This window comes from Thermoanaerobacterium sp. CMT5567-10, from assembly GCF_030534315.2.
Lineage (GTDB): Bacteria > Bacillota > Thermoanaerobacteria > Thermoanaerobacterales > Thermoanaerobacteraceae > Thermoanaerobacterium.
In genome coordinates, this window is the sequence record NZ_CP130558.2 from 648,980 (window position 1) to 674,489 (window position 25,510).

The 25,510-nt window shown below is 32.6% G+C and carries 23 protein-coding genes; 5 read left to right on the top strand and 18 right to left on the bottom strand.

What is annotated here, in order from left to right; genetic code table 11:
• Positions 1-2: 2 nt before the first annotated feature.
• The 16 genes from Q2T46_RS03425 to Q2T46_RS03500 form a co-directional block, all read right to left on the bottom strand.
• Positions 3-923, bottom strand: a complete 921-nt coding sequence (locus Q2T46_RS03425) for a glycosyltransferase (RefSeq protein ID WP_303264252.1) — start codon at positions 921-923, stop codon at positions 3-5.
• A complete protein-coding gene (locus tag Q2T46_RS03430; RefSeq protein WP_303264251.1) occupies positions 920-1,873 on the bottom strand; it encodes a glycosyltransferase family 2 protein in 954 nt (317 codons plus the stop codon). The genes Q2T46_RS03425 and Q2T46_RS03430 overlap by 4 nt, the downstream gene beginning before the upstream one ends.
• 5 nt (positions 1,874-1,878) lie before the next feature.
• Complete coding sequence (locus Q2T46_RS03435) at positions 1,879-4,146, bottom strand: glycosyltransferase family 2 protein (protein ID WP_303264250.1); 2,268 nt, start codon at positions 4,144-4,146, stop codon at positions 1,879-1,881.
• A 299-nt stretch (positions 4,147-4,445) separates the two neighbouring features.
• Complete coding sequence (locus Q2T46_RS03440) at positions 4,446-5,612, bottom strand: glycosyltransferase (protein ID WP_303264249.1); 1,167 nt, start codon at positions 5,610-5,612, stop codon at positions 4,446-4,448.
• The gene (locus Q2T46_RS03445; RefSeq protein WP_311062329.1) at positions 5,609-8,209 is read right to left on the bottom strand and encodes a bifunctional 2-polyprenyl-6-hydroxyphenol methylase/3-demethylubiquinol 3-O-methyltransferase UbiG; all 2,601 of its coding nucleotides are present in this window, start codon (positions 8,207-8,209) and stop codon (positions 5,609-5,611) included. The genes Q2T46_RS03440 and Q2T46_RS03445 overlap by 4 nt, the downstream gene beginning before the upstream one ends.
• 11 nt (positions 8,210-8,220) lie before the next feature.
• On the bottom strand, positions 8,221-8,694 hold the full coding sequence (locus Q2T46_RS03450) for a hypothetical protein (RefSeq protein WP_303264246.1): 474 nt from the start codon (positions 8,692-8,694) through the stop codon (positions 8,221-8,223).
• Positions 8,695-8,706: 12 nt separating this feature from the next.
• The gene (locus Q2T46_RS03455) at positions 8,707-9,921 is read right to left on the bottom strand and encodes an ABC transporter ATP-binding protein (protein WP_311062330.1); all 1,215 of its coding nucleotides are present in this window, start codon (positions 9,919-9,921) and stop codon (positions 8,707-8,709) included.
• Between the two features lie 2 nt (positions 9,922-9,923).
• The gene (locus Q2T46_RS03460; protein WP_303264244.1) at positions 9,924-10,697 is read right to left on the bottom strand and encodes an ABC transporter permease; all 774 of its coding nucleotides are present in this window, start codon (positions 10,695-10,697) and stop codon (positions 9,924-9,926) included.
• Positions 10,698-10,822: 125 nt separating this feature from the next.
• Positions 10,823-11,737, bottom strand: a complete 915-nt coding sequence (locus Q2T46_RS03465; RefSeq protein ID WP_303264243.1) for a DUF4351 domain-containing protein — start codon at positions 11,735-11,737, stop codon at positions 10,823-10,825.
• Positions 11,738-11,762: 25 nt separating this feature from the next.
• Positions 11,763-12,725, bottom strand: coding sequence for a DUF4351 domain-containing protein (locus Q2T46_RS03470; RefSeq protein WP_303264242.1), 963 nt, complete (start codon positions 12,723-12,725; stop codon positions 11,763-11,765).
• Between the two features lie 169 nt (positions 12,726-12,894).
• Positions 12,895-13,035: a hypothetical protein gene (locus tag Q2T46_RS03475; protein ID WP_209452660.1), complete on the bottom strand. Its 141-nt coding sequence runs from the start codon at positions 13,033-13,035 to the stop codon at positions 12,895-12,897.
• A gap of 39 nt (positions 13,036-13,074) precedes the next feature.
• Positions 13,075-13,440, bottom strand: a complete 366-nt coding sequence (locus Q2T46_RS03480) for a DUF4351 domain-containing protein (RefSeq protein WP_303264241.1) — start codon at positions 13,438-13,440, stop codon at positions 13,075-13,077.
• A gap of 58 nt (positions 13,441-13,498) precedes the next feature.
• Positions 13,499-13,891, bottom strand: a complete 393-nt coding sequence (locus tag Q2T46_RS03485; RefSeq protein ID WP_311062331.1) for a DUF4351 domain-containing protein — start codon at positions 13,889-13,891, stop codon at positions 13,499-13,501.
• Between the two features lie 144 nt (positions 13,892-14,035).
• Positions 14,036-14,602: a pyridoxal 5'-phosphate synthase glutaminase subunit PdxT gene (pdxT, locus tag Q2T46_RS03490; protein WP_303264239.1), complete on the bottom strand. Its 567-nt coding sequence runs from the start codon at positions 14,600-14,602 to the stop codon at positions 14,036-14,038.
• A gap of 1 nt (position 14,603) precedes the next feature.
• Positions 14,604-15,482, bottom strand: a complete 879-nt coding sequence (pdxS, locus tag Q2T46_RS03495; RefSeq protein ID WP_013297411.1) for a pyridoxal 5'-phosphate synthase lyase subunit PdxS — start codon at positions 15,480-15,482, stop codon at positions 14,604-14,606.
• A 112-nt stretch (positions 15,483-15,594) separates the two neighbouring features.
• Positions 15,595-18,099, bottom strand: a complete 2,505-nt coding sequence (locus tag Q2T46_RS03500; RefSeq protein ID WP_303264238.1) for an O-antigen ligase family protein — start codon at positions 18,097-18,099, stop codon at positions 15,595-15,597.
• 187 nt (positions 18,100-18,286) lie between these two features.
• Between Q2T46_RS03500 and Q2T46_RS03505 the strand changes: the two genes are divergently transcribed.
• The 5 genes from Q2T46_RS03505 to Q2T46_RS03525 all read left to right on the top strand — a co-directional run bounded on the left by Q2T46_RS03505 (position 18,287) and on the right by Q2T46_RS03525 (position 23,542).
• Positions 18,287-19,306: an ABC transporter substrate-binding protein gene (locus Q2T46_RS03505; protein ID WP_303264237.1), complete on the top strand. Its 1,020-nt coding sequence runs from the start codon at positions 18,287-18,289 to the stop codon at positions 19,304-19,306.
• Between the two features lie 68 nt (positions 19,307-19,374).
• Positions 19,375-20,121 carry an ABC transporter ATP-binding protein gene (locus tag Q2T46_RS03510; protein ID WP_303264236.1) on the top strand — a complete coding sequence of 249 codons (747 nt, stop codon included), beginning with the start codon at positions 19,375-19,377 and terminating at the stop codon, positions 20,119-20,121.
• Entirely contained in the window at positions 20,114-20,923 is an 810-nt protein-coding gene (locus tag Q2T46_RS03515) for an ABC transporter permease (protein ID WP_303265819.1), read from the top strand. The genes Q2T46_RS03510 and Q2T46_RS03515 overlap by 8 nt, the downstream gene beginning before the upstream one ends.
• A 91-nt stretch (positions 20,924-21,014) precedes the next feature.
• The gene (locus tag Q2T46_RS03520; protein WP_303264235.1) at positions 21,015-22,652 is read left to right on the top strand and encodes an NAD+ synthase; all 1,638 of its coding nucleotides are present in this window, start codon (positions 21,015-21,017) and stop codon (positions 22,650-22,652) included.
• A 23-nt stretch (positions 22,653-22,675) separates the two neighbouring features.
• The gene (locus Q2T46_RS03525) at positions 22,676-23,542 is read left to right on the top strand and encodes a DMT family transporter (protein ID WP_303264234.1); all 867 of its coding nucleotides are present in this window, start codon (positions 22,676-22,678) and stop codon (positions 23,540-23,542) included.
• 11 nt (positions 23,543-23,553) lie between these two features.
• Here the strand turns inward: Q2T46_RS03525 and Q2T46_RS03530 are convergent, their stop codons facing one another.
• Both Q2T46_RS03530 and Q2T46_RS03535 read right to left on the bottom strand, forming a co-directional pair.
• Entirely contained in the window at positions 23,554-25,014 is a 1,461-nt protein-coding gene (locus Q2T46_RS03530; RefSeq protein ID WP_303264233.1) for a YcdB/YcdC domain-containing protein, read from the bottom strand.
• A gap of 81 nt (positions 25,015-25,095) precedes the next feature.
• Positions 25,096-25,506, bottom strand: coding sequence for a F0F1 ATP synthase subunit epsilon (locus Q2T46_RS03535; protein WP_303264232.1), 411 nt, complete (start codon positions 25,504-25,506; stop codon positions 25,096-25,098).
• Between the last annotated feature and the right edge of the window lie 4 nt (positions 25,507-25,510).

Consider the following 25,510-nt stretch of genomic DNA (forward strand, 5'->3'; position numbering starts at 1 on the left):
AATCAAGATCCCCTTTCTTCATTCAACCAATAATTTTGATTTATACTTATTCTTTTTTTTATAAACAATGGAATAAATCTATGCCTTAAACCGCACTGATACCCAGAATATCTGAATATAGCATCAACCATTGCATAAACTATCCATTTTTTATCACTATGCCATAAAAACTTAATCTCATCTTTCAAAAATTTAATTCCTTCACCATCTGCTTTACCATATTTTAAAATCCAACTATTTTGTGAAAAAAACACACCGATATCAAAATTTCTTCTAAATTGTTTTATTGGACTATAATTATGATAATGAATGACTTTTGCGTTTGGAGCATATACTATCTTATATCCATTTAATATAAGCTTCGATGCAATAATCATATCTTCATTCATAATAGTCCTATCCGGAAATCTCCCAACCTGCTCAAATTCTTTTCTCCTTATTGCAGAACACACATTTGAGAAAAAAAATGCTTTAATCTTTAATTCATTAATATTTTCTTTGCTTTTTATAAATCCTTTTTCCGGATAGTTAAAAAGTCTCGCAAACTTCTCAGTTGGTATAGCTTTTTCATCTGCTATTTGCCTTCCATATACTGCAGCAACATCACTATTTTTTAATGGTGTAATGATGTTTTCAATAAAATGCTCATCATATGGAAGTGCATCCTGTGTTAAAAAAATAATAATATCCCCTATAGAATTTTCTACAGCAAAATTTCTCGTGCCACCATGGTCAAAATCCCGTCGTTTTATTTTTAAAACTTTAGCTCCTTCTTTTTCTGCAATCTCTACAGTATTGTCATTAGATTCAGAATCCACTACTATTACTTCATCGGCTTTTTGCGTCTGATTCTTTAACCTTTTTAAAATATTTTCAATCGTTTTTTCACAATTTAGAGTTGGAATTATCACCGAAACTTTCATTTGCAATCACCTTTTCTCTTACTCGGTATAAGCATGACAATCATAAACCCGAGATTTCGCAAAAAGCCATATTTGAAAAATTTATACTTAAATATACGATAAATCCTTTTAAGCCTACCTACTTCAAAAAGTGTAATAAAATTATAAACAATATCTTTTTGTTCTTTTTCAAGCATATTTCCATATATTGAATAAAACTCTTTGCCTTGGTTAATAAGTTTATTATTTGATTTTAACAATTTCTTTAATTTAAATGCTAAAGATAAAATAAAATTTAAAGAATATTTTTTAGCTCCTACATTGTTTTCCCCATGCTGTCTATATAATACTGTTGATTTATATATATAATCTACTGTTCCAAATGTTGATGCAATAAGATTAATCCACCAATCGTGCATTATTGCATTACTTGGTACTATATTTAACAGTTCCTTAAGCTTTTGATTAATCATTATAGTACAACCTGTAACATTGTTTTGTACTAACGTTTTATTTATATCCTTAATTTCAGAATTTAACTTTTGATATTTCCAAAATGAATGTGAGATTAAATTCAAATCTTTATCAACAATTTTTAAATCAGTATGAACTAAAATTGGTTTATTTTTATATATCTCCTCCATACTTTTCATTTTTTTATATGTTAATTCAATTTTATCAGGAAGCCATACATCATCCTGATCACAAAACATAATATAGTCGCCTGTAACATTTTTTACAAGTTCTAAATAGCTTCGGCAAGGACCGAGGTTATTTTCACCAATCTCTAACAAAACTATTTTTTCAGGAAATTTGTTTACATATTCTTTAATAATTTTTGTAGTTTTATCAGATGAACAATCATCTCTAATAAATAGCTTCCAATCAGTATAGCTTTGTTTTAAAATTGAATTTATTTGATCCTTTATATGTCTTTCCCCATTATATGTTGAAAGAAGTATACATATCATAAAAGTCATATCCTTATTGAAAAATCCTCTCTTTTTAAAGTTAGATTTTGATTATAATATGGATCACCACTTTCAAGAATATCTCCCCACTTCTTCTTAAATAATTCAATTTCCTTGTTAAACCTTTCTTGCTTCTCTGGAGTATCCTCGTATCCACGAGTTTCTGACTCATAATGATAAAGTTCTGCATAAGGAGTCCATACTACTAAATATCCATTTTTTCTTATTTTTAAACAAACATCAACATCATTAAATACTAATGGGAATCCCTTGTCAAATCCTCCAATTTCATTGAAAACCTCTTTTCGTATCATTAAACATGCACCTGTTACTGCAGACAAGTTTTGTACAATCTTCAATCTTCCAAAATAACCATTAGACATTGCTGGATAATTTTTATGAGAATGACCTGCTATACCTAATATACCAAGTATAACACCTGCATGTTGAATTGTATCATTTGGATAATATAATTTTGCCCCTACAGCTCCTACATCTTTTCTTTGAACATGCATAATCATTTCTTCTAACCAATTTTTATTTATAACTTCCACATCATTATTTAAAAAAAGAAGTATCTCACCATTAGCGTGATATGCTGCAAAATTATTAACAGCAGAATAATTAAATACATCATTCCATGATAAAATTTCAATAAAATTATATCGTTTCATAACATCGTTATAATAGTCAAAAACTAATTGTTCTGTACTACCATTTTCAACAATAATAATTTCGTAATTTTTATACGTTGATTTATTTATAATAGAATTAATGCACCTTTCAAGATCATTTTTATGATCTTTATTAGGTATAATAATTGATACTTTTGGCAATTCAACAATATCATAATCTATTTTATATGAACTTAGAAAAAGACCGTCTGATACCTTTCCTTTAAATCCTATTCTATTAATATGATCAGCTAATGCTTTTTTTGCAGCATCGTAAGCATATAACTTTGCAGCAGGATTTCCAGCAGTTGAATTTTCATGAAATCTCCAGTGATAAAGTATTTTAGGAATATGTACAACATTTAGTGCTTTTTCTGTACACCTTAATATTAAATCATAATCTTGACTTCCTTCATAACCTTCTTTAAACCATCCAACTTCATCTAAAAGTTCTTTTTTTATAACTGATAAATGTGTAATATAATTATAACTTTTTAATGTATCAGGACTCCAATCCGGTTTAAAATGCGGATCAAATCTTTTACCGCCATCTTCAGATATTTTGTCTTCGTCAGAATATATAAAATCCGCATCAGGATTTTCATTTATTGCTTTTACAATTTCAAACAGAGCAAAAGGAGCTAATGTATCATCATGGTCTAAAAGTACGATATAATCACCTGTTGCTAATCCTAAAGCCTCATTTGAATTTCCAACAATTCCTTTATTTTCATTAAGATACTTTACTTTTATTCTTTTATCTTTAGTTACATACGCTTCTATACATTCTCTTACATGTTCTTCATTGCTTGCACCATCTGCAATACATAGCTCCCAATATGAATACGTTTGGTTTAAAACAGATTCTATCATATCCGTCAAAAACCTTTTTGGTGTATTCCAAACAGGTACAATAATACTTATTTTAGGTTTATAATTAAAGATAAACAATTTTTGTCTTTCTAATTCTTCATTATTAGGTTCATTATTTTTTATCCAAATACTATACAAACTTTCATTCATCTCTGATGAATAAATTTTGCAATTAATACTTCCTCCTATGTTCAATTTTATTTCATCAAAAGATTCATCAGAATTATGCCAAATTGCAGGATAAGGTTCACCCAGACCCTCTAGTATAAATTCATACTTTTTATTTTTTGAATCATTAATTGGCTGAAACTCAAATACTGAATAATTGTTATCTTTTATTTTAGCCCCAGATAGCATTACTTTTCTAACTATTCTTCGCTCATCTGTATCAACAAGAATCAATTTTATGCCAGATGTTCTTGTTTTGCAATTTACAGTTAAAATTTCTATCCTATTTAATCCGTTTATTGGAAATTTAAATATTCCCTTAACTGACTTATCAAGTCTAAAAGGCCGTTGTGTTCTGTAAGCTAACATATTTGTTTCTATAACCGGCACATTGCTTAATAATATATAATTTTCAGCTAATTCTCTTTTGACTTTAAATAAAAAAGCTTTTAAACCATTATTTTTAATATAATATATACTTTTTATTATATTAATTTTATTTATAAATTGTGTTAGTTTTAATATAGCTTTAAAAGCTCTTCCTATTCTAATAGTCATTATTCAATACAGTCTCCTTAACTATTAAAAAAATATTTTTAATCTCCCATTATATATAGATTCATTAATACCAAAATAATTATATGGTTCTTGTTTTATAATATAATTACATAATCTTTAATATTTTTCTTTAGAAGCAATTATGCTGTTAATAATCTTCCCTATTTTCTAACTTTTTCTGTTCTGCTTACATCATTAATGAACTTCTACTAATTTACCTTAGTCAAAGTTTACTATCTTTTGCAAGTAAAAACTACATCCATAACACAAAACCATGTATTTTTCCATGAATAACCTATTTACACAAACCCCAAAGCGGATAGGATACGTTCCCTTTGATTGAACCAAGCATATTTAGCACGTGCATCCTCATAACTACGTTCAGCCATTTCTTTATACTCGCTAATGTTCTTTACTGCCAATCTCATAATATTTTCCCATTCATGTACCTGGGATAAATACCCATTGTCTCCATGTCGAATAGCATTAGCGTACGTATATGTAGGCGAGGCAATGCTAATGGTGCCAACGATAGCAGCTTCGAAGTATTTGAGCTCTGATTTACAGTTCGTAAACACATTAAATTGTAAAGGCATTAGGTTGAACTCGACCGAACCTATAAGTCGTTGCAGATTTATAAAATCATGGAATGAAATACGTTTTACACGAGAGCCAAATCGCTCTAGTGCAGGGCTTACTTCGATATACCCCACTACTACGACACCAAGACGATGATCCTCTTCAAGTAACGCCTCTAATGCTTGGGAAACAATAGCAAAATCTCTGTTGTGGGAAGGTGAACCGCTAAAATATCCAAAGTGAATCAAACCATCCTCTCCCGGTTTTAGCAATCGCTTTGCTGAAAAAATACGCTCCGAAATATCCAGTTGCTCACGGTTCAAAAAGTTAGGAATGACTGACACAGGTATATCTGCAAACTCACGAATTTGCCTGGCAAGAAAATCATTTGTTGTTATAGCGCCATCACATAGTTTCAGCGTGGCACCAAGTCGACTTATATATGAAAACCAATAATCCCATACGTGAGGATCCGAAGGATTCATATCTAATGTAGACAAAATCATATGTGCATAATCTGTATTGAAGACAAAATCATCAATATCGAACAGCACTCGCTTGCGACGCTGTCGAAATGTACCAATAAGTCGATTAATCCGATTGTCATATCTAGTTCGGCAAATCACAAGAATATCAGCAATATCTGCAATCTCGTTCATCCAATCCAAATCATCCAGAAAAAAATATGAAGCTGACACATCTTTGCCATTTGCATTAAGTACTTGTACCATGTTATAAATGCGGTATCGAAATGTGCTATTGTCAGCCTTCTCATAAAAATAGGCCACACGCCTCCTGCCGGTCGCAAGCATACGTAATCTTTCAGGCAGGCTTTTACTCCAAGGATCTACATACTTAACTTCGGGTACTGCACTAAGCATAATCATAAGCAAACCTCCATAAAATGCTCGATAACATCTGAAAAAGCTAATTTCCAGTCTGACCCAAGCATGTTTGAATGATAATTTTCAGATCGTTCCGCAGTATTCATAGCCAAGCGAACACCTTCCGATAAAGCCTTAATCATAGATTCCAAATCAAGATTACCACATACAATATTTTTCGAATAATTGCTCAGATCACGTTTATTCCCAAATCGATTGGTTACAACGACTGCGCCACTTGCTACTATATCAAAAGGTGGATAGCTAGGATGTGGCGTATACATTAGGCAGAGGCCAAGATCAACTTTCCCAATTAGCTCGGCATATTCCATCCAACTGAGGTTTTCATACTTTTTCGGTGTATATCCATTAAAAAAAGCTACCTGCGGTATGTCCTTGCCGATCAACAAGATGTCCCACTGCGTTAGATCAATAATACCCCTTATGATAGCCTCATCGATTAATCTAATACCGAAATAGAATAGGTTTCGTAAATTGTTAGGCCGTGCATAGAAAACCAATATTCGCTTATTAGGATTCTTTCTTGCTCGTGGATAAAATACATCCTTGGAAAAAGCCGGCTCGAACCAAATACCTCTACGTGCAATATTATCAAAACCAGCAATTAAAAAATGATCAAAAAGTAAACGAGTATTGACAACAAAATGAATATTTTCGCTGCTCAAAACCTCTGTACAACGAAGATGGTCATCTCCATACGGATAGAACATTCTTTCATCCTCCTGCAAAAGGTAAATAATTGATTCGTGCTTCACGCTTGCCATTGTTGCAGCCGTTGTCCACCATGATGTTGTTATGAACAATTCATTACTGAAAACGTCAATTTCGTACGAAGAATCATTAAATGGTGCAAACGCGAATTCTACATCATTCGAAAGATGAATACCATGTATAGAAAGGATATGATCCAGATTTCTTGTATAGGCACGCTCAGTCCTTGTAACAACTCTTAACCGCGCTTTTTTAGCCTCTGCAAGCAAGGCACCCATGATTATTGCCGTTCCAACACCTCCATAAAGGCTTCCACTGTTGATACTATCAGTAATGATGCTGACTCGTGGAAGCTTTTCGTTAGGAATTGAGTAAATCCTAAGTGGAGTACACACCCCAAAGCGAGAACTAATTATAGCTCTCACATTAACTTCAAGGCCCTCATTAATATTAGCACTTTCATTCAGCTGCACTTTGGAGTTTTGTATATTTGTGTTACCACTTAATTTTGATTTAATTTTTCTTAAAAAAGCTTTTAACCCATACATTCTAATATAAGAAATACCTTTTCTTATATTACTTTTATTAAATAATCGCGGTAATTTTAATACAACTTTAAAAAGTCTTCTTCTTCTACTATTTCCTGGTAAAATAGCATCCCTAATTTTATAATATCTCAACAACATCTTCCATCCGTGCGAATTATAAATATGTGCTAACTGATTGTTAATCTCATTGTATCTACTTTCAATATCTTTTATATATGATTCTTTGTTGTTTAAAGCTAACTGTAAATTTTCAATTTCAGCATCTTTTTCTTTTGTTAAATTCTCAATTACCTGCTCTCTATTTTTAATTTCTTTATCATAATTCTCTTTAAAAGTTACCATCTCTAAATTTAAATTTTCTATTGCCTGTTCTCTACTCTTAATTTCTTTATCATACTTCTCTTTAAGAGTTACCATCTCTAAATTTAAATCTTCTATTTCTTTCTTTTTACTGTCTATTTCTCCAGAAATAATTTGAAAAATATCAGGATAATTTATGCTGGTTATCAAATCTTCTAACCCATAAGTATTAGCGAAATTATTAACCTTTGTTAATGCAAATATATTTTGAAGAATTTCAAGATCCTGATTATTGTTCAAAATCATCTTATATAATTCTGAATATTCGTTTTTAATATTATCTAAGAATTCTGAAATATATTTTGTGCTCCCTAAATATCTAACATCAAATTTAAATCCTTTAATTTTATACAATTCATTAGCTGATCTTATCCATTCAATAAAAGATTTTTTTGTAAAAAACCTCAAATGCGTATTGTCTAAAATACCAAGCTCTGAATAGTTAAATTTACCTTCCAATAAATTTAAGATTATATCCATATGCGCAATATTTGGAATGCTAATTAAAACTTGTCCCCCTAACTTCAACTTTGAAACAATAAACTCCAAAGCTTCTGTAGGCTGTTTTAAATGCTCCAAGACATCAGCACAAATTACAAAATCAAATATATCTTCTAAATCTGCAAATCTGTCAAATTCATCATCTTTTGTTTTTTCAGGATAGTCAAGGTCAAGATTGAATACATCCTTATAGTATCCTCTTTCCTTTACATATTCAACAGCTTCTTTATCTATATCTATCCCCCATACTTGACAGTTTTTATTCTTAACCAACCATTCTCCTAAATAACCATATGAACAGCCAACATCAAGTACTGTAGAGTTATCAGTTATAGCTTTGATAATATATGAAAGTGAATTGTTTTCAACTTTCGGATTTATATCATCTGCAGTTATAAAATATCTTTTCTCATTATTTATCGTAAATAGTCTGTTTTCTTCTGCATTTCCGAGATTCAAGTTACTTCCTCCTATCTGACTTCAATTTTTATTTTTTCATCTGGCACATACACAACTTTATTGCCCTTCTTCAGATTTAACTCTATATAATAAGCCCCCTTCACATTTGGAGCAGTTATTGGTACATATACATCTACAAAATATTTATAATAAATTTCACCTGGAATGACTATATTTCCCAAATCTGATTTTACAGCTTTTAAATTACTGTCCAGAATATTATAAGATAACAATACAGGTTGAGGTTCAGAACTATTCCATACATACGAACCTTCATTTACAAGTCTTAACTTTAAGATTGCGTTTTGCCCCGGTGAAAATTTTAAATTATTCACTTTATTTACAATATTTACCTTATACTTTACAGGGACTTCATCTGTAAATCTCGTATAAAATCCGCTTGATATATGTGCATTAGCAAGTAAAAATAATATCGATAACATAAGAAAAAATACTAATATAAAGTTTTTTTTATTTTCAGCCAAATTCATCACCTACTATAATATTTGCCATTCATGGTCTAATCTGAATATCCCAACTTCTTTTATAAGTGAATACATATTGAAGGTCAATACTGATTTTTTGTAGTCATAAAGTTCTCCATTAATTCTATGACATGAAATATCAAGAAAATATTCACCATCGAGAAGATTTAATTCTTTTATCCGAAATAATACTTCACCTTCACTTTTCAATTCTTCAATATTTATATTATCAAGGTGCGTATTTGTGCCAAAACAGTTTAATCCATTATTATTGTATACTGCCATCCCAAATACCACATCATTCCCTACGTCCGAATTACGTTTGTAAGATATTTTAATTATAGCTTCATCACCTGTTACAAATGTATTTTTTTCTTCTCCGGTTGCATCCAAAAGTTTGACATCTGTAATTCTAATTTCTCCTGTTCCAATTGCATGTTCTTGTTTTATATCGGCTTTACTGCTTTTTTCTTTATCATTCAAAGCTTTTTTGTTATCCCTCTCTGCAAGAAAGTCAAGATATGACCTTATAACATCTCGGGGTGTTCCTTCTTCTTTTACAATACCTTTATCTATCCAAACAGCTTTATCACATAATCTTTCAATTGCTCCAATATCATGTGATACAATGACAATGGTAATACCTTTTTTTTTAAATTCACTTAACTTATTAAAGCATTTTTTTTGGAAATGTTCATCTCCAACAGCCAATATTTCATCAATCAATAGTATATCCGGATCGATGTTTATAGCAACTGAGAATGCAAGCCTCATATACATACCAGATGAGTATGTTCTTACAGGGGTATCAATAAATTCCTCTAATTCAGAAAATGATATAATATCATCGATTTTTTTATCAATTTCTTTCTTTGTAAAACCAAAAATAGATGCATTAACATATATATTTTCTCTCCCTGTAAAATCAGGATGAAAACCTGCCCCCAATTCAATAAGACTTGACACTTTACCTTTTGTTATGATTTCACCTTTATCAGGATATATAATCTTAGAAATCAGCTTAAGAAGTGTACTTTTGCCTGAACCATTTTCTCCAATTATGCCAATCGATTCTCCTTTTTCTACTTTTAAAGAGACATTGTTTAAAGGTATAAATTCATCTACTAAGTTTCTATTTCTTAAAATAAGCCTGTCTTTTAACGTGGTTGGCTTTCCCCTATGAATTTTATAAATTTTTGTTACGTCATTTACTTCTATAGCATACATAGTCATATTTCCTCCGCAAATCTTCTCTGTAGTCTATCAAACAAAATAAATGCAAATACATCAAAACATATAGACATCAAAAATATTAAAAGCAATGATTTTTTACTTGGCCAAAGTCCATAATAGAGAATATCTCTATACGGTAAAATAATTGATGTCATTGGATTTAAAAAGAATAATTTAAAATATCTTTCAGGTACTAAATTGATAGGAAAAACAATAGGCGTTAAATAAAACCATGCCATTGTCACAATTCCCAATATGTGTTCAAGATCTCTGAAAAAAACATTTAAGGCAGAAAAAATAACACTTAATCCTATTACAAACACTAATTCGTTTATCATCACAATTGGCAATAATACTATAGAATATGAAAGATGAATTTTAAAAATAAAAAGTGCAATAAACACGATTATAAAGCCAAATAACATATTTATAAATCCAGTAAGTGCAACAGATATAGGCAATATTATTCTTGGAAAATATATCTTTTTGACAAGATTGCTATTTGCCATAACAATAGTAGTGCTTTGTGTAATTGAAGTAGAAAAAAATATCCATGGTAAAAGCGCTACAAACAAAAACATAGCAAAATTATATATATTCATCCTCATAATAGTCGAAAAAACTATTGAATAAACAACAAGTTGCAGCAAAGGATTAATAAACGTCCACAAAAAGCCTAAAAAAGAGCCTCTATATCTCGTCCTTAGATCTTTCTTTACCATACTAAAAAGCATTTCTCTATATTCATACAGTTCTCTCAATGTTGTCATATCTGAAACCTCACTTTATCAAATTTAAGTTGAGAATGAACTCCTATTATCCGAAATTATGATTTCGTATAATTCTCTTTTAAAATTTTTATAAAAAAATAAAAGGCTTAATTACCTTTATCGATCTAATTATCATTAAAGTATTTATCTAAGTCTTCTATCTTTTTTATATCAAATATATTCTCACCTATCTTTTCTAATTTATCTATATTTAATTCGTACATTCTTTTTACATACAACTCCGGTATTTTGTTAAATTTTTTATTTAAAAGTTTAATAATCAATTCAGCCTTACCTTCAACTTTACCTTCAGCTTTACCTTCAGCCTTACCTTCAGCTTTACCTTCTTGTATCAACATTTCGGCTATCTTAGTCATTCTTATCACCCCTTTCAATTTATTTTTATATTCCTCGGTCAGAAATTTATCACTTATTCCTATCAATGCACCAATTATATATGTCTTTTCATCTTCATCTTCTATCTTTTTCGCAAGTTCTACTGCATCTATTGCCATCTCATCACTGCCTTTTTTGCTTCCCATAAGTGGTAAAAATATCAAGTTCAATTTATCTATATCTGTTAGTTGTAATTTCCTATCAATTTTTTCGTTCAATTCTTCATATATTTTGTCACCATCATATTTCACTAAAAATACTTGTTCTACATTATATATTATTGATCCAATGTCTAATCTACTAATCGCTTCTTCTATTTTGCCAGAATATATTACAACAGTTCTTATTGTTCTCTCATATTTACTATAAAGTCTCGTGTCATACTGCAAAAATCTTTTTATATCGGCTTTTTTATTTGTCGTTTGAAATTCCATATGCAACAATGAGTCATCTTCCAAAAGAAATATAAAATCCAGCCTATCTTCCTTAACTTCAATTGACGGCAAGTTCGCTGGTATAACTGTTACTATTTTAGGTACATTTATCCCATAAAACTTAAGTGATTTATCTTTAAACTCTTGTGCCATTGATTTTAATATTATATCGTTATTCTGATAAGATATGTCTAAATTATTATCCTTCACTCTTTTTCTCCTCTTATTAATAATGTTAATTTACAATATATTTCTCCAAATCTTCTATCTTATTAATTTCAAATATACTATCTGCTATTTGAAGTAATGTTTTTTCATCCGCATCTTCAATTAACTTTATATATTTTTCAGGTATATCACTGAATTTCTTCTTCAACAATCTTATAACGAGATTTTCCATACCTTTTTCCATACCTTTTTCCATACCTTTTTCCATACCTTTTTCCATACTCTTTTTTAATTCTTCCTCAGTATAAATTTTAAAGTTTGCTTCCTTTAAGTTGTTTATTACATATTTCATCTGTTCTTCATTTAATCTGTCTGCATACATCTTAATCACCTCCGAAACTATACCTGGATCTATTCTAAATGCCGCTTCAATTAACCTTATTTTATTGTCGTATTCTTTTGCTTCATTTATACTGGAGAATACTTTTTCTATTGCATTTCTAAAGTACATGTTATTTGATAAAACCATCAATGGATAATTTTCCTCTACATTATCTAACTCAGACAATACTATTATCTGCACCGGTATCCATTCATTATCTATATAATAAATGCCATTATCAGAATTGTCTAACTTAATCTTATGTTCTACTAAAAATGATATGAGTTTTTTCGGAAGATTGCTACATACAAATGTCAATGTTAATTCATCTATCTTTATGTCATCAACTTCTTTTCGTGATTTATCGTAAGCATTCATTATTGATTTATATAGATATACATAACCTAAACCTTTGAAATAATCATCTATTGATATATAATCATCTGGAGATTTGTACTCTATTATATTGTATCTTTTAAATATTTGTCCTACTCTCTTATTTATTTTTACATCTTTTTCTTTTTTTATTATTATGACATCTATTCTTAAAGGCTCTTTTGATAGATATTCTTCTTGTTTTATTTCAACTTTTTCATCTTTTAGCTCTTCTTTTATGGCTGTTACAAAATCGCTGTGCCAATCATTCATTTTATTTCTTTCTCCTTAAATTATATCACATTTCCCTCAAAATAGGTATAGCTTCGCCATACGGACACCAGTGAATAAATTCACCGCCTCCGCTTATACAAGGAAATATTACCACCATTAACATTCACGGGCGCCGAAACAGCCTCATGAATATTTCTGGATAATATTACTACTTTAATGTATTCGACATAAAATTTAAAAATCCTTCTTTTACTATCAAATTTTTTAACATTTGCGACAAGACATGATCCGTTCCACTTAGTATCGTCAAAGTTTTTTCTAAACCCATCATCTTGCCATGAGTATTCATGCATAAAAAAATAAAGGGTTTAATTACCTTTTTATCGATCTAATTATCATTAAAGTATTTATCTAGATCCTCTATCTTTTTTATATCAAATATATTCTCACCTATCTTTTCTAATTTATCTACATTTAATTCGTACATTCTTTTTACATACAATTCTGGTATTTTGTTAAATCTTTTTTTCAATTGTTTTATTATTAATTCAGCTTTACCTTCAGCCTTTCCTTCGGCTTTTCCTTCTTGTATCAACATTTCGGCTATCTTAGTCATTCTTATCGCTCCTTTTAATTTATTTTTATATTCTTCGGTCAGAAATTTATCACTTATTCCTATCAATGTACCAATTATATATGTTTTTTCATCTTCATTTTCTATCTTTTTCGCCAGTTCTACTGCATCTATTGCCATCTCATCACTGCTTTTTTATTTCCCATAAGTGGTAAAAATAAAAGGGGTAAAGAACAATTTAACTAACAATGTATTTCTCTATATCTTCAATCTCGTTAATTTCAAATATGTTGTCTGCTATCCTAAGCAAAGTTTTCTCATCTGCATCTTCGATTAACTTGATATATTTTTCAGGTATATCACTGAATTTCTTCTTCAACAATCTTATAACGAGATTTTCCATACCTTTTTCTATACCTTTTTCCATGCCCTCTTCCATACTCTTTTTTAATTCTTCTTCAGTATATATCTTAAAGTTCGCTTCTTTTAAATTGTTTATTACATATTTCTTCTGTTCTTCATTTAATTTGTCTGCATACATCTTAGTCACCTCCGAGGCTTTAATTGGATCTACTCTAAAAGCTGCCCCGATTAATATAGTTTTATTATCATACTCTTTCATTTCATCCATATTAGCAAATAACCTTTCTAATACATTTTTTGTGTATTTTTGAAATACATGTTACTATTCGACATAAAATTTAAAAATCCTTCTTTTACTATCAAAATTTTTAATAAAATCTTAAAGTATGCAAAATATAAACTAAGGCTGCATTTACTGCAGCCCTAAAAAATATTTGTAAAAGCTTAAGTCGTTGGTCAGTTCTGGATGAAACGAAGTCGCAAAAAGGTTGCCTTCCCTCGCTGCCACTATTTTACCATTGTATCTAGATAGCACCTTTACATTTTCTCCTACATCCTCAATATAAGGCGCTCTTATAAACACTGCATCTACTTCCTCTTTTGATACGTCAGGCATACTAAGCTTTGTTGTAAAGCTATCAAGCTGACTGCCATACGCATTTCTCCGCACCTTTATGTCCATTATGCCCAGATGAACTTTATCATCATTCACGATATGTTTAGCCATCAATATCATACCTGCACACGTTCCCCATATAGGCGCACCAGATCTGTAAAGATCTATAATTACATCTTTTAAGTCAAAATCATTAAGCATTTTTCCTATGGCAGTGCTTTCCCCGCCAGGTAATATAAGTGCATCTATGCTTTTTAAAGTCTCTTTATCTTTTGCTTCTACAGGTGTTATACCATCTAATCTTTTTAGTTTATCTATATGTTCTTCTACAGAACCTTGTATCGCAAGAACACCAACACGCATTTTACCAGCCCCTATTGGCATATAAATCTTTTTCTGAAAGATCCCTTATATCGATGCTATTCATTGCTTCGCCCAATCCTTCTGATACTTCTGCTATTATCTCTGGTTTGTCATAATATGTCGTAGCTTTTACAATTGCTTGAGCACGCTTTTCGGGGTTTTCTGATTTAAATATGCCTGAACCTACAAAGACTCCATCTGCTCCAAGCTGCATCATCAGTGCAGCATCTGCCGGTGTTGCAATACCTCCCGCTGCAAAATTTACAACTGGCAGTCTCCCGTTTTCTGCGACATATTTTACTAATTCATAAGGAGCCTGCAATTCCTTTGCTGCTGTCATAAGTTCTTCATCGCTTAAAGTTGTAAGTCTTTTTATCTCTGCTGTTATAGTTCTCATATGTCTTACTGCTTCAACTACATTTCCTGTACCTGCTTCACCTTTAGTCCTTATCATTGAGGCACCTTCGCCAATTCTCCTTAATGCTTCCCCTAAGTTTCGCGCACCGCAAACAAATGGAACTTTAAACTGCCACTTGTTTATGTGGTATGATTCATCTGCAGGTGTCAGCACTTCACTCTCATCAATATAATCTATCTTCAAAGCTTCTAAAACCTGTGCTTCCACAAAATGTCCTATCCTGACTTTTGCCATGACAGGTATTGACACAGCTTCTTTTATCGCTTTTATTATCTTTGGATCTGACATCCTTGCAACGCCGCCATGCGCTCTTATATCGGCAGGTACCCTTTCAAGTGCCATTACCGCAACTGCACCTGCTTTTTCTGCAATAACAGCCTGTTCAGGTGTTGTAACATCCATTATGACTCCACCTTTTAGCATCTGAGCCAGGTTTTTATTTAACTCATATCTTTCATTCATTGTACTTATTCCCCCTATTTATTGTATAACAATTTTATTATTTTAAATCAATTGTATCTATTTAATGCGAACATGTCAATCAGTACAATATGGGTACAAAAAAAAGGATACATCACTGTATCCCTTTTAACGCTTCTTTAGAATTTTCTACTATTTTCTTCATTGTATCTGTCATAGGTTTCGGTTCTTCTGATTTAGAATTGGCTTCATTAAACAAATTCTCCACATCGACAGCTTTTTCAAGATACTCTTTCGCTTTCACTTTATCGTTGTTTTGCAGGTAAAACATGCCAACTTTGTTATACGCATCTGCCAGCTGTTGATAGTTCTCTGGCCTTAAAGGCTGGACTTCAACAGCTTTTTTGACATACTGTATTCCTTTATCTATCTGTCCATGAGCAAGGTAAAAAGCTCCAAGCTGCGCCGATAATTGAGAATTAAAGGGTTCTAGATCTACTGCTTTCTGCTCTTCATTCATTGCCTCCTGAAGCGTCGCTGCGTCCTTTGTCTGATCTGCTATGCTAGCCAATGTCTGCCCGTAAGACATCCTGTACTTTGCATTCCACGGATCATATGATACAGCACTTTTGTAGTATTGCATAGCTTGACCAATATTGTTTGTCTTCACCAAACTGTCACCTTTTTCAGCGTATCTCAACGCAGCCGAAAGAGAGAATGATATAAACATGACGACTATTCCAACTATTAAAACTCCATAGTTGTAATATCCATTGTACAATTTTTTGCCTTTTATAATTGGTGTTGTTGACTCTTTCCTGCTTATACTCATGCTGTTTATTATGCCAATAAGGGCGTACAGCGCTATCGTTACAGCAGATAAAGAAAGGTCAAAATCCATTGCAGCATGGGCATAAAGGCTTAATATGCCTGTTGCAGCAGATGCCAGCAGTATGCGCTCATATCTATCCATTTCTGCTTTATAGAGCTTAAATATTGATAATATGAGAGCAATTAAGAAGAATATGATTGCTGCTGCTCCAACTACACCTGTATCAAGCAAAACCTGCATGAAGTAATTATGTGTCTGCGTAGTCCAATAGAGGTAAGACTGATACTTGAAGTAAAGGGATGCCCATGCCCCTCCACCTGCTCCAAACAGCGGATAATCTTTAAAAATCTTAAATCCATCTTTGTAAAACTGCATGCGCTCTGAACTGCTGTGGCTACTTAGGCTAATATCCTGTATTCTAGACGCCACATTTTCAGGCAGATACTTGTATTTCAGCATAATGTTTTGTACGTCTTTTGGGTTGTTTTTTGGATATATATACGCTTTTTCAAATGTTACAGACGTACCTTTAAAATTGTTTATAAAAGTTATAGCCAACCTCTTGGTGTCCTTTAACGTAGAAAATTCAATAGTTTTTTCTCCGCTGAAACTTTCTTTGTCGTACACATCTTTAATTTTTGTAGGCTGATCTAAATCATTTCTGCTGTCTATCGTGATTCCATACGCCCAATCCCTGTTTTCGCTATTTTGCGATTTAACCACATATTTAAGAACATAAATCCTGTCAGCATCAACATTGACAAATCTCGTCACGCTTTTTAAGCTGTCGGCCTCATTTTGACCATGACTTAATGTAAGCGGCATTTGCGATGTCAATACCATGTATCCACCTATTGATGAAAGAATGCCCACAATAACAATTATCGATATACCTACTTTTAAGCTTATCTTATTTACAGTATCAACTATGAAACTTATCAGATATGTGAAAATGGCTGATAGCAAAGCTCCTACAAATATCCACATAAGCAAATTGTGTGGTTTAGGGCCATTCACGATAGAATTAAATTTCGCTATAGGCAGTGACGATGCTACGACTATACCTATTAAGTAGATGAAAGGCTCCACCTTTTTACCTTTTGGCATCATTATGATAAGGAACAGAAACAAAAACGGAAACATTACCCATGCACCACGGGACAATGTAAATATGTAGGCATAAAGCTGTACAAATACTTCTATCCCATATAGTGCTTTTAGATATTTATTTTCTGTATATGATATAAGGGCAAAGTTCACAAACAAAAATGCCATCAAAAACGATGCAGCAGTATTGGCATATTGAAATGTGGAATTAATCCTTCCTCCTACCCATGACCCGTTGTAGTTTATGTATCCTGCAGCAGATAAAAGCCCTACTGCGGCCACTCCAAATGAACTTAAAACAAGTACATTTAAAAGGATCCATATCTTTTTCTTGTCGCTTAAAAGCCTGCTTGCCATTAAGTATATAAAAACATAATCAATATACTTCAATGTCTCCCCTATCGCAGATCTTATATTTACAGCAAAAAATGTCGATATGAGATATGCACCAACAAGGGATAATACAGCATAGTCAAGTCTCTCAGTAATTATGGGTTCTTTTTTAAATATCTTTATAAGTGACCAAATCACCACCACAATGGATGTAATCCCGATAGTAGGCAGAAGTTCATTGTCGAAGTACATGCCTCTAAAATACGGTGGTAATGCCACTAATAAAAGCAATGATATGTAAAATACGATATCGATTGTAAAAATAGTGTTTATACTTCTTTTTTCCTTCACATTGACTTTTCCTTTTTTTTCTGCTTTTTGTGCCATATTTATTCTCCTTTGTACATGTTATAAAAAATACACAAATAATTTAATTCGACAAAAATATTTAATTTCCTTCTTCTGTAATCATTTAACAAATCATTTAATTTAAAAACTGCATTTTACATTCAATCACCATTTACAATTGATAGAATATAATAAACTGAAATCTAAATAAATGGGAGGTATATTCATGAGAAAGCCTAGGAAATTACTTATTTTTACGCTTATACTTACATTGATACTTACATCTGTTTTGTTTACAGGATGTAAAGCAAAAGATAAACAGCTTACAAAGATAAATTTTATTGAGACAGTTCACTCGATTTTTTATGCACCATACTACGCAGCAGTAAATAAGGGATTTTTTAAAGAAGAAGGACTTCAATTGGAGATAACAACCGCACAAGGTTCTGACAAAGCCGCAACAGCAGTTGTATCAGGTCAAGCCGACATAGGACTGCAAGGTCCAGAGACTACTGTCTACGTGTATAAAGAAGGGAAAGAAGATTACCTTGTAAATTTTGCACAGCTTACAAAAAAAGACGGCTCATTCTTAGTAGGCAAAAAGCCGGAACCGAATTTCAAGTGGGAAAACCTGAAAGGGAAAAAGATAATAGGCGGAAGGCCTGGTGGAATGCCTGAAATGACTCTTGAATATGTACTGAAAGAGCACGGCATAGATCCTAAAAAAGATGTAAATCTTGTGACAAATCTGCAATTTACAGCAACTGCCGGTGCATTCATGAGATCCGATGCAGACTACGTCGCGCTATTTGAACCGACGGCATCACAGGTAGAGAGTGAAAAAGGCGGATATATCGTAGCATCTGTCGGTGCTGCCGGACATGATGTGCCGTATACGACATTTAACGCTAGAAAAAACTATATAAAAGAACATCCTGATATTATACAGCATTTTACGAATGCAGTTTACAAAGGCATGCTTTACGTTCAATCCCATTCATCAAAGCAGGTTGCTGAAGATATCAAGTCATTCTTCCCTGATACAGATATTGATATCATAGCAAAGGTTATCGACAGGTATAAAAGCATAGATGCATGGGGTACAACACCGCAAATGAAGTCGGCTGATTTTGACGCACTTCAAAATGTGTTGTTAAACGCCGGTGAAATAGACAGCAAAGTTGACTCCAACGTACTTATAGACAATACTTTTTCCAATAAAGCAGTGGAATCAATAAAGAAATAATGTTGCGGGGACAATGTAAAGATTGTCCCCTGTAAATATACTTAAATATTGTGCAGGAGGTGCGCCTTGTGGATAAAGTCATGGTAGAACTTAAAAATGTCTCTTTAAACTATCATACTGTAAAGGGCGAAACAGAAGCAATAAAAAATGTCTCTTTTGATGTATATGAAGGGGAATTCGTAGGAGTCATAGGTCCTTCTGGATGTGGCAAATCCACACTTTTATCTATTATAGCAGGCCTTTTGAAGCCATCAGGCGGAAACGTAAAAGTAAACGGCAAAGTTGGATACATGCTACAAAAAGATCACCTTTTTGAGTGGAGAAACATCATGCAGAATGTTCTTCTGGGCCTTGAGATACAAAATGCTGTCAATGATGTATCCATAAGGCATGTAGAGGGACTATTAGATAGATACGGTCTGGCAGAGTTTAAATACCATTATCCTAATCAGATATCAGGAGGAATGAGGCAAAGAGCAGCATTAATCAGGACTCTAGCTTTAAATCCTGACATTATGCTATTGGATGAGGCTTTTTCAGCCCTTGATTACCAGACAAGGCTTGCAATATCTGATGAGGTGTGGAACATATTGAAAAATGTAAAAAAGACAGCTATTATAGTTACCCACGATATATCTGAAGCAATAGCGATGTGCGACAGGATCGTGGTTTTGTCTAATAGGCCGGCAATTGTAAAAAGCATACATGAGATACATCTCACATGCGATACACCCTCACCCATTGGATGCCGAAAAGCCCCAGAATTCAGAGATTATTTCAATGAGATATGGAAGGAGCTTGATGTTCATGTATGATGCAACGTTAAAAATGTCAAAAGAGCACAGAGAATTCTTAAAAAAAGTCAAAAGAAAAGAAATAGCTGTAAGAATTACTCAGGTTATAATATTGATTGCATTTTTTGCTGTTTGGGAAATAGCCGGAAGGCTTAAATTGATAGACCCGTTCTTATTTAGCCAGCCATCTCGCATGCTTAAAACAATCATAAATTTAAGTGAAGACGGCTCACTGTTTACACACATATGGGTTACACTAAGTGAGACATTGATAGGATTTGCACTTGGTACATTTATAGGCATAGCAATTGCAATCATGCTTTGGTGGTCTTCATTTGCATCAAAAGTAGCTGAACCATATCTAATAGTATTAAACAGCCTGCCAAAGATCGCATTAGGTCCTATATTCATCGTATGGATGGGAAATGGCGAAGCACCTATAATAACGATGGGACTGGCTATATCTTTAATCGTCACAATAATAAGTTTAGAGACAGGCTTTATGCAAGTAGATGAGGATAAGATAAAACTTTTAAAGACATTTGGCGCTACAAAGTATCAAATACTTACAAAGTGCATTTTGCCAGCCAGTATCCCAACTATCATGTCTGCCATAAAAATCAACATGGGGCTATCTTGGGTTGGCGTAATAACAGGCGAATTCTTAGTATCTAAAGCTGGTCTAGGATATCTCATCGTGTATGGCGGACAGATATTCAAGCTTGACATAGTCATGTCCAGTGTCCTAATTTTATCTGTGCTGGCTGCATTGATGTACGTACTTTTAGTATACATTGAAAAGAAAATAATCAAATGGCAGTAGTTTATGTAATATACTGCACCGCATTATGCTGGTGTATTTTTTTTCATTATGTGCTAAAATATCTTTATGAAAATATTTCGAGGTGAGATTTATGAAGATAGCATTAGCACAGCTGAATCCAACTGTGGGCGACATTAAAAATAATTGTGAAAAAATAATTAAGTATATAAAAGAAGCAAAAAAAGCTAACATGGATCTTATAGTATTTCCAGAGCTTTCCATCATTGGATATCCTCCTAAGGATTTACTTTATAACCCTGATTTTTTGGAAACATCATATAGTGCTTTAAATGAGCTTATATTACCTGAAACAAATGGTATTGGCGTCATAGTAGGTATAGCCACAAAAGATAAAGAAAAAGACTATATGCTTCATAACTCAGCACTACTTCTATACAACGGTAAAATAATCGGACAAGCTGACAAAACCCTTTTGCCAAATTACGATGTATTTGATGAGCAAAGGTATTTTGAGCCAGCAAAAAGTAGGACTTGCTTTGATTTTAAAGGAATGCGCCTTGCAGTAAATATTTGCGAAGACATATGGAACGACAAGGACTTCTGGGAAAGACCAAGGTACGATATAGATGTTTTGGAAGAGCAGTACAAGCTAAATCCAGACATTTTTATAAATATTTCCGCATCGCCGTATAACCTTGGAAAGCAAGAATTAAGGACAAAGATGGTAAAGCAAATATCAAAGAAATATAAACTGCCTCTAATATATGTAAATCAAGTCGGTGGAAATGACGAGCTGATTTTTGATGGTAACAGTTTCGCAATAAATTCCAATGGCGACAGAGTCGTAAACTTAAGGTCATTTTCTGAGGATATTGCTTTTGTAGATACTGAAAATCTTGATGAACTAAAACCGCTTCAAGAAATCAAAGAAGATATTTCATGGGTTCATGATGCACTAATTTTAGGACTTAAAGATTATTTCAGAAAGACAGGCTTTAAAAAAGCAGTGGTAGGCTTAAGCGGCGGTATTGATTCTGCTGTCACATGTGCACTTGCAGTAAAAGCTCTAGGGCGTGAAAATGTACTGGGCGTATCTATGCCATCTCGCTATTCTTCAGAAGGCAGCAAAGATGATGCAAGGGATCTAGCACAAAATCTAGGCATACAGTACAGAGTAATACCTATTGAAGATGTTTTTAAAAGTTATATCTCTATTTTTAACAAAGATGGCGACGTTTTGGGAGATCTAGCAGAAGAAAATCTGCAGGCCAGGATAAGAGGCAACTATCTAATGTTCATATCAAACAGAGAAGGCTACATGGTCTTAACAACCGGAAACAAGTCAGAAATTGCTGTTGGATACTGCACACTGTATGGGGATATGAGTGGTGGACTTGCTGTAATATCCGATGTGCCAAAGACGATGGTATACGAACTTGCAAAGTATATAAATAGAGACAAAATCATAATACCGCTGTCAACCATTGAAAAGGCTCCATCTGCAGAGTTAAGGCCAAATCAGAAGGATACTGATTCACTGCCACCATATGAAATACTAGATGATATACTTAAGTTATATATAGAAGATGATAAATCAATAAGCGAGATCGTATCAGAAGGCTATGATGAAGACATTGTAAGAGATGTAATCAGAAAGGTCAACAATGCAGAATACAAGAGAAAACAGGCAGCACCGGGTCTTAAAGTTACAACAAAAGCATTCGGCGTCGGAAGGCGCATGCCAATTGCACAGAAATTTAGGCCATAATTTCAAATAGGGAGGCTTAAGGATTGACAAAAAAATTAAAAAGCGACATCATGTTAATCTTAGTCACAGTCATCTGGGGATCCACTTTTATAATAGTAAAAAATGCAACAAGCGTAATACCTGTGTACAATTTTCTGTTTTTAAGATTTATGCTTGCGTTCATAGTACTGGCAATCCTGTACGGCAAAAGGCTAATAAATATAGATAAAAGAACATTTATTGTTTCAGTCCTTGTTGGTACAATGTTATTTTTAGGCTATGCATTTCAAACATTGGGTCTAAAATACACTACAGCATCAAAGTCTGGTTTTATAAGTGGATTCAATGTAGTGCTTGTACCTATATTAGAAGCATTTTTCTTAAAAGCAAAACTGTCGAAAACATCGTGGATAAGCGTCATATTAGCAATGGTAGGGTTATTGCTTATAACAACAAATGTTGATTTAAAGATAAACTTTGGGGATTTCCTTACTTTTTTGTGTGCAGTATCATTTGCATTTCAGATCGTCTTAATTGCAAAATATGCACCATCTGTGGATACTATTTCATTTGCAATGATACAAATCCTGGTTGTTGCGATTCTAAGTGGGATTTTATCATTTATATATGAAAAACCAACTATACCGGCAAACAAAACTGTATGGTTTGCACTTATATTGACGGGTATTTTTGCAACAGCTTTTGCATTAACCGTTCAAAATACTATGCAAGCAAACACATCTGCTACACATGCAGCTATTATCTTTTCGCTGGAACCTGTCTTTTCCGCCATCACAGCATTTCTAGTGGCTGGTGAGGTTATGACATTGAAATCTATAATCGGCGGTTTTTTAATGCTTTTAAGCATGATTTTATCTGAAATACCGTCTAAAGATAAATTAAGGGCTTAAAAAAGCCCTTTTTAATATGGTTTTATTATTTCACCTGAAATGGCATCTATCAAGTTTGAATAAATAGGATCATCTACAGTGTAAACTGGTATTATATCTTTGCCTTCTGGTTTATAATATTTCAATGAGAAGTTTCCACTCGTTAAGTATTTATCTGTTACTTTATCCTGCGTCATGATGTTTGACGGCATCGGAATCGGTACGTCGTAATTTTTATAAGTATACGCTGATATATTTCCTTTTCCATCTACATCAATAGTTATACCATTATTTATAAATGGAATATTGTACTGTTTAAGCGGAAATACAAAGTGGTATCCGTAGATTGCTTCACGTGTATTGGTATCTAAATTGCTGTTAAAATCGAGATAAGGTACTACGTCTTTGAAATTATCCTTTATAAATGATTCCGCTTTTTTTAATGCATTTACCCGGGAAATTGATATACTTAAATCACTTTTGGTGCTTTTCAGCACATCTACGACATTACCTGTATTTGCATTAACTGCCACATGTAGATATCCTATTCCATTAACTTTATTCCATGCAAACGTCCAAACATTTAAATCAAGACATGCGTATTTTTCGATGTATGCTGTGTTTTTTAATTCGTAGTCTTTAGATGCATACTTCGATGCTATTTTATATGCTTCATCTTTTGTAACAGGCTTACTAGATTTATTGTAAAATTTGTCTAATGTAATTTTTTCTTCACCTGTCTTTTTTAATTCAACTTTAGTTCCATTTATATCAATTATATCACCTGTATATGCATTTATCATGTACTGAGGTGATGGTGAAAAATATACCAGTTTCACATCACCTTTATTTTTGTTATATATTACTGTGTACACTAATCTTGGTCTTAAATATTCTTTAAAAAGTTTCGTGGCCTCATTTATATCTATCACATTTTTAAGCGTAGGCAGGTCTCCGTCTGTCCAATCGTACGTGTAATGTGTAACATATCCCGTTTTTTTATCGACAGATACATTTATTGTGTCGTATAAAACTTTCACACCATTCTCTTCTCTTCTCCATTTAAAATTGTATTCCCTATAACTGTCATTTTCATACGTGCTGTCAAATTTATATTTGCTAAGATTTGTTGGCCTTACCTTGTTCAAAAATTCATCAGCTATTTTCTTTGCGTCATCTCTGTTTAAATTTTTGCTTCCATTATAATCAGATATATAATTATACCTTATAATATCTCCACTTTTCGCATTTAGAGTTATTGAAGTATTTTCAAAAATATCATTTTTAGTATAACTTAATATCCACACTGAATCTTTATTTGTAAACTCTCTGTATTGGACGTTTAAATTATCGTATTTTATATCTCCCAGCCTGTCTTTTACAATTGAGATAGCTTTTTCTTTTGTAATAATATTGTCACTTGGAGCAGCATAAACATTAAATGTCCCTGCCAATATTATGAACATCAATATTATAACTGTTACCTTTTTCATATAAAAACACCTCCACTATTTTCTCCTATTTAGATTTTAGTCTAAATAGGATGTTTTTATACACAATCGTGGAGGTATTTCTTACATCTTTTTGTATTTTTTTGCAATATTCATTCTGACGAGGGCACGCCGCAAAGCGGCTTTTGCAAGCAGATACTCATGCTGGCTTTTCTTCTGTCTTAACCTTTCTTCTGCTCTCTGTTTTGCTGCTTCTGCCCTCATAATATCTATCTCTTCAGGCCATTCGGCAGCATCTGCCAGTATTACTACATTATCCTGCTTGACTTCCATAAATCCGTTTGATATGCTGGCTTCTTTCCACTCATTGTCATTTTTTATCTTTAAAGTGCCAATGCCAAGAGCCACTGTCATAGGAATATGTCCTTTTTGTACACCGATTTCTCCAGCACTTGTTGTAACAATGATTTCCTCAACATCTCCATCGTAAAATTTGCGATGTGGTGTCAAAACTTCGAGGTGGTACTTACTCATATTA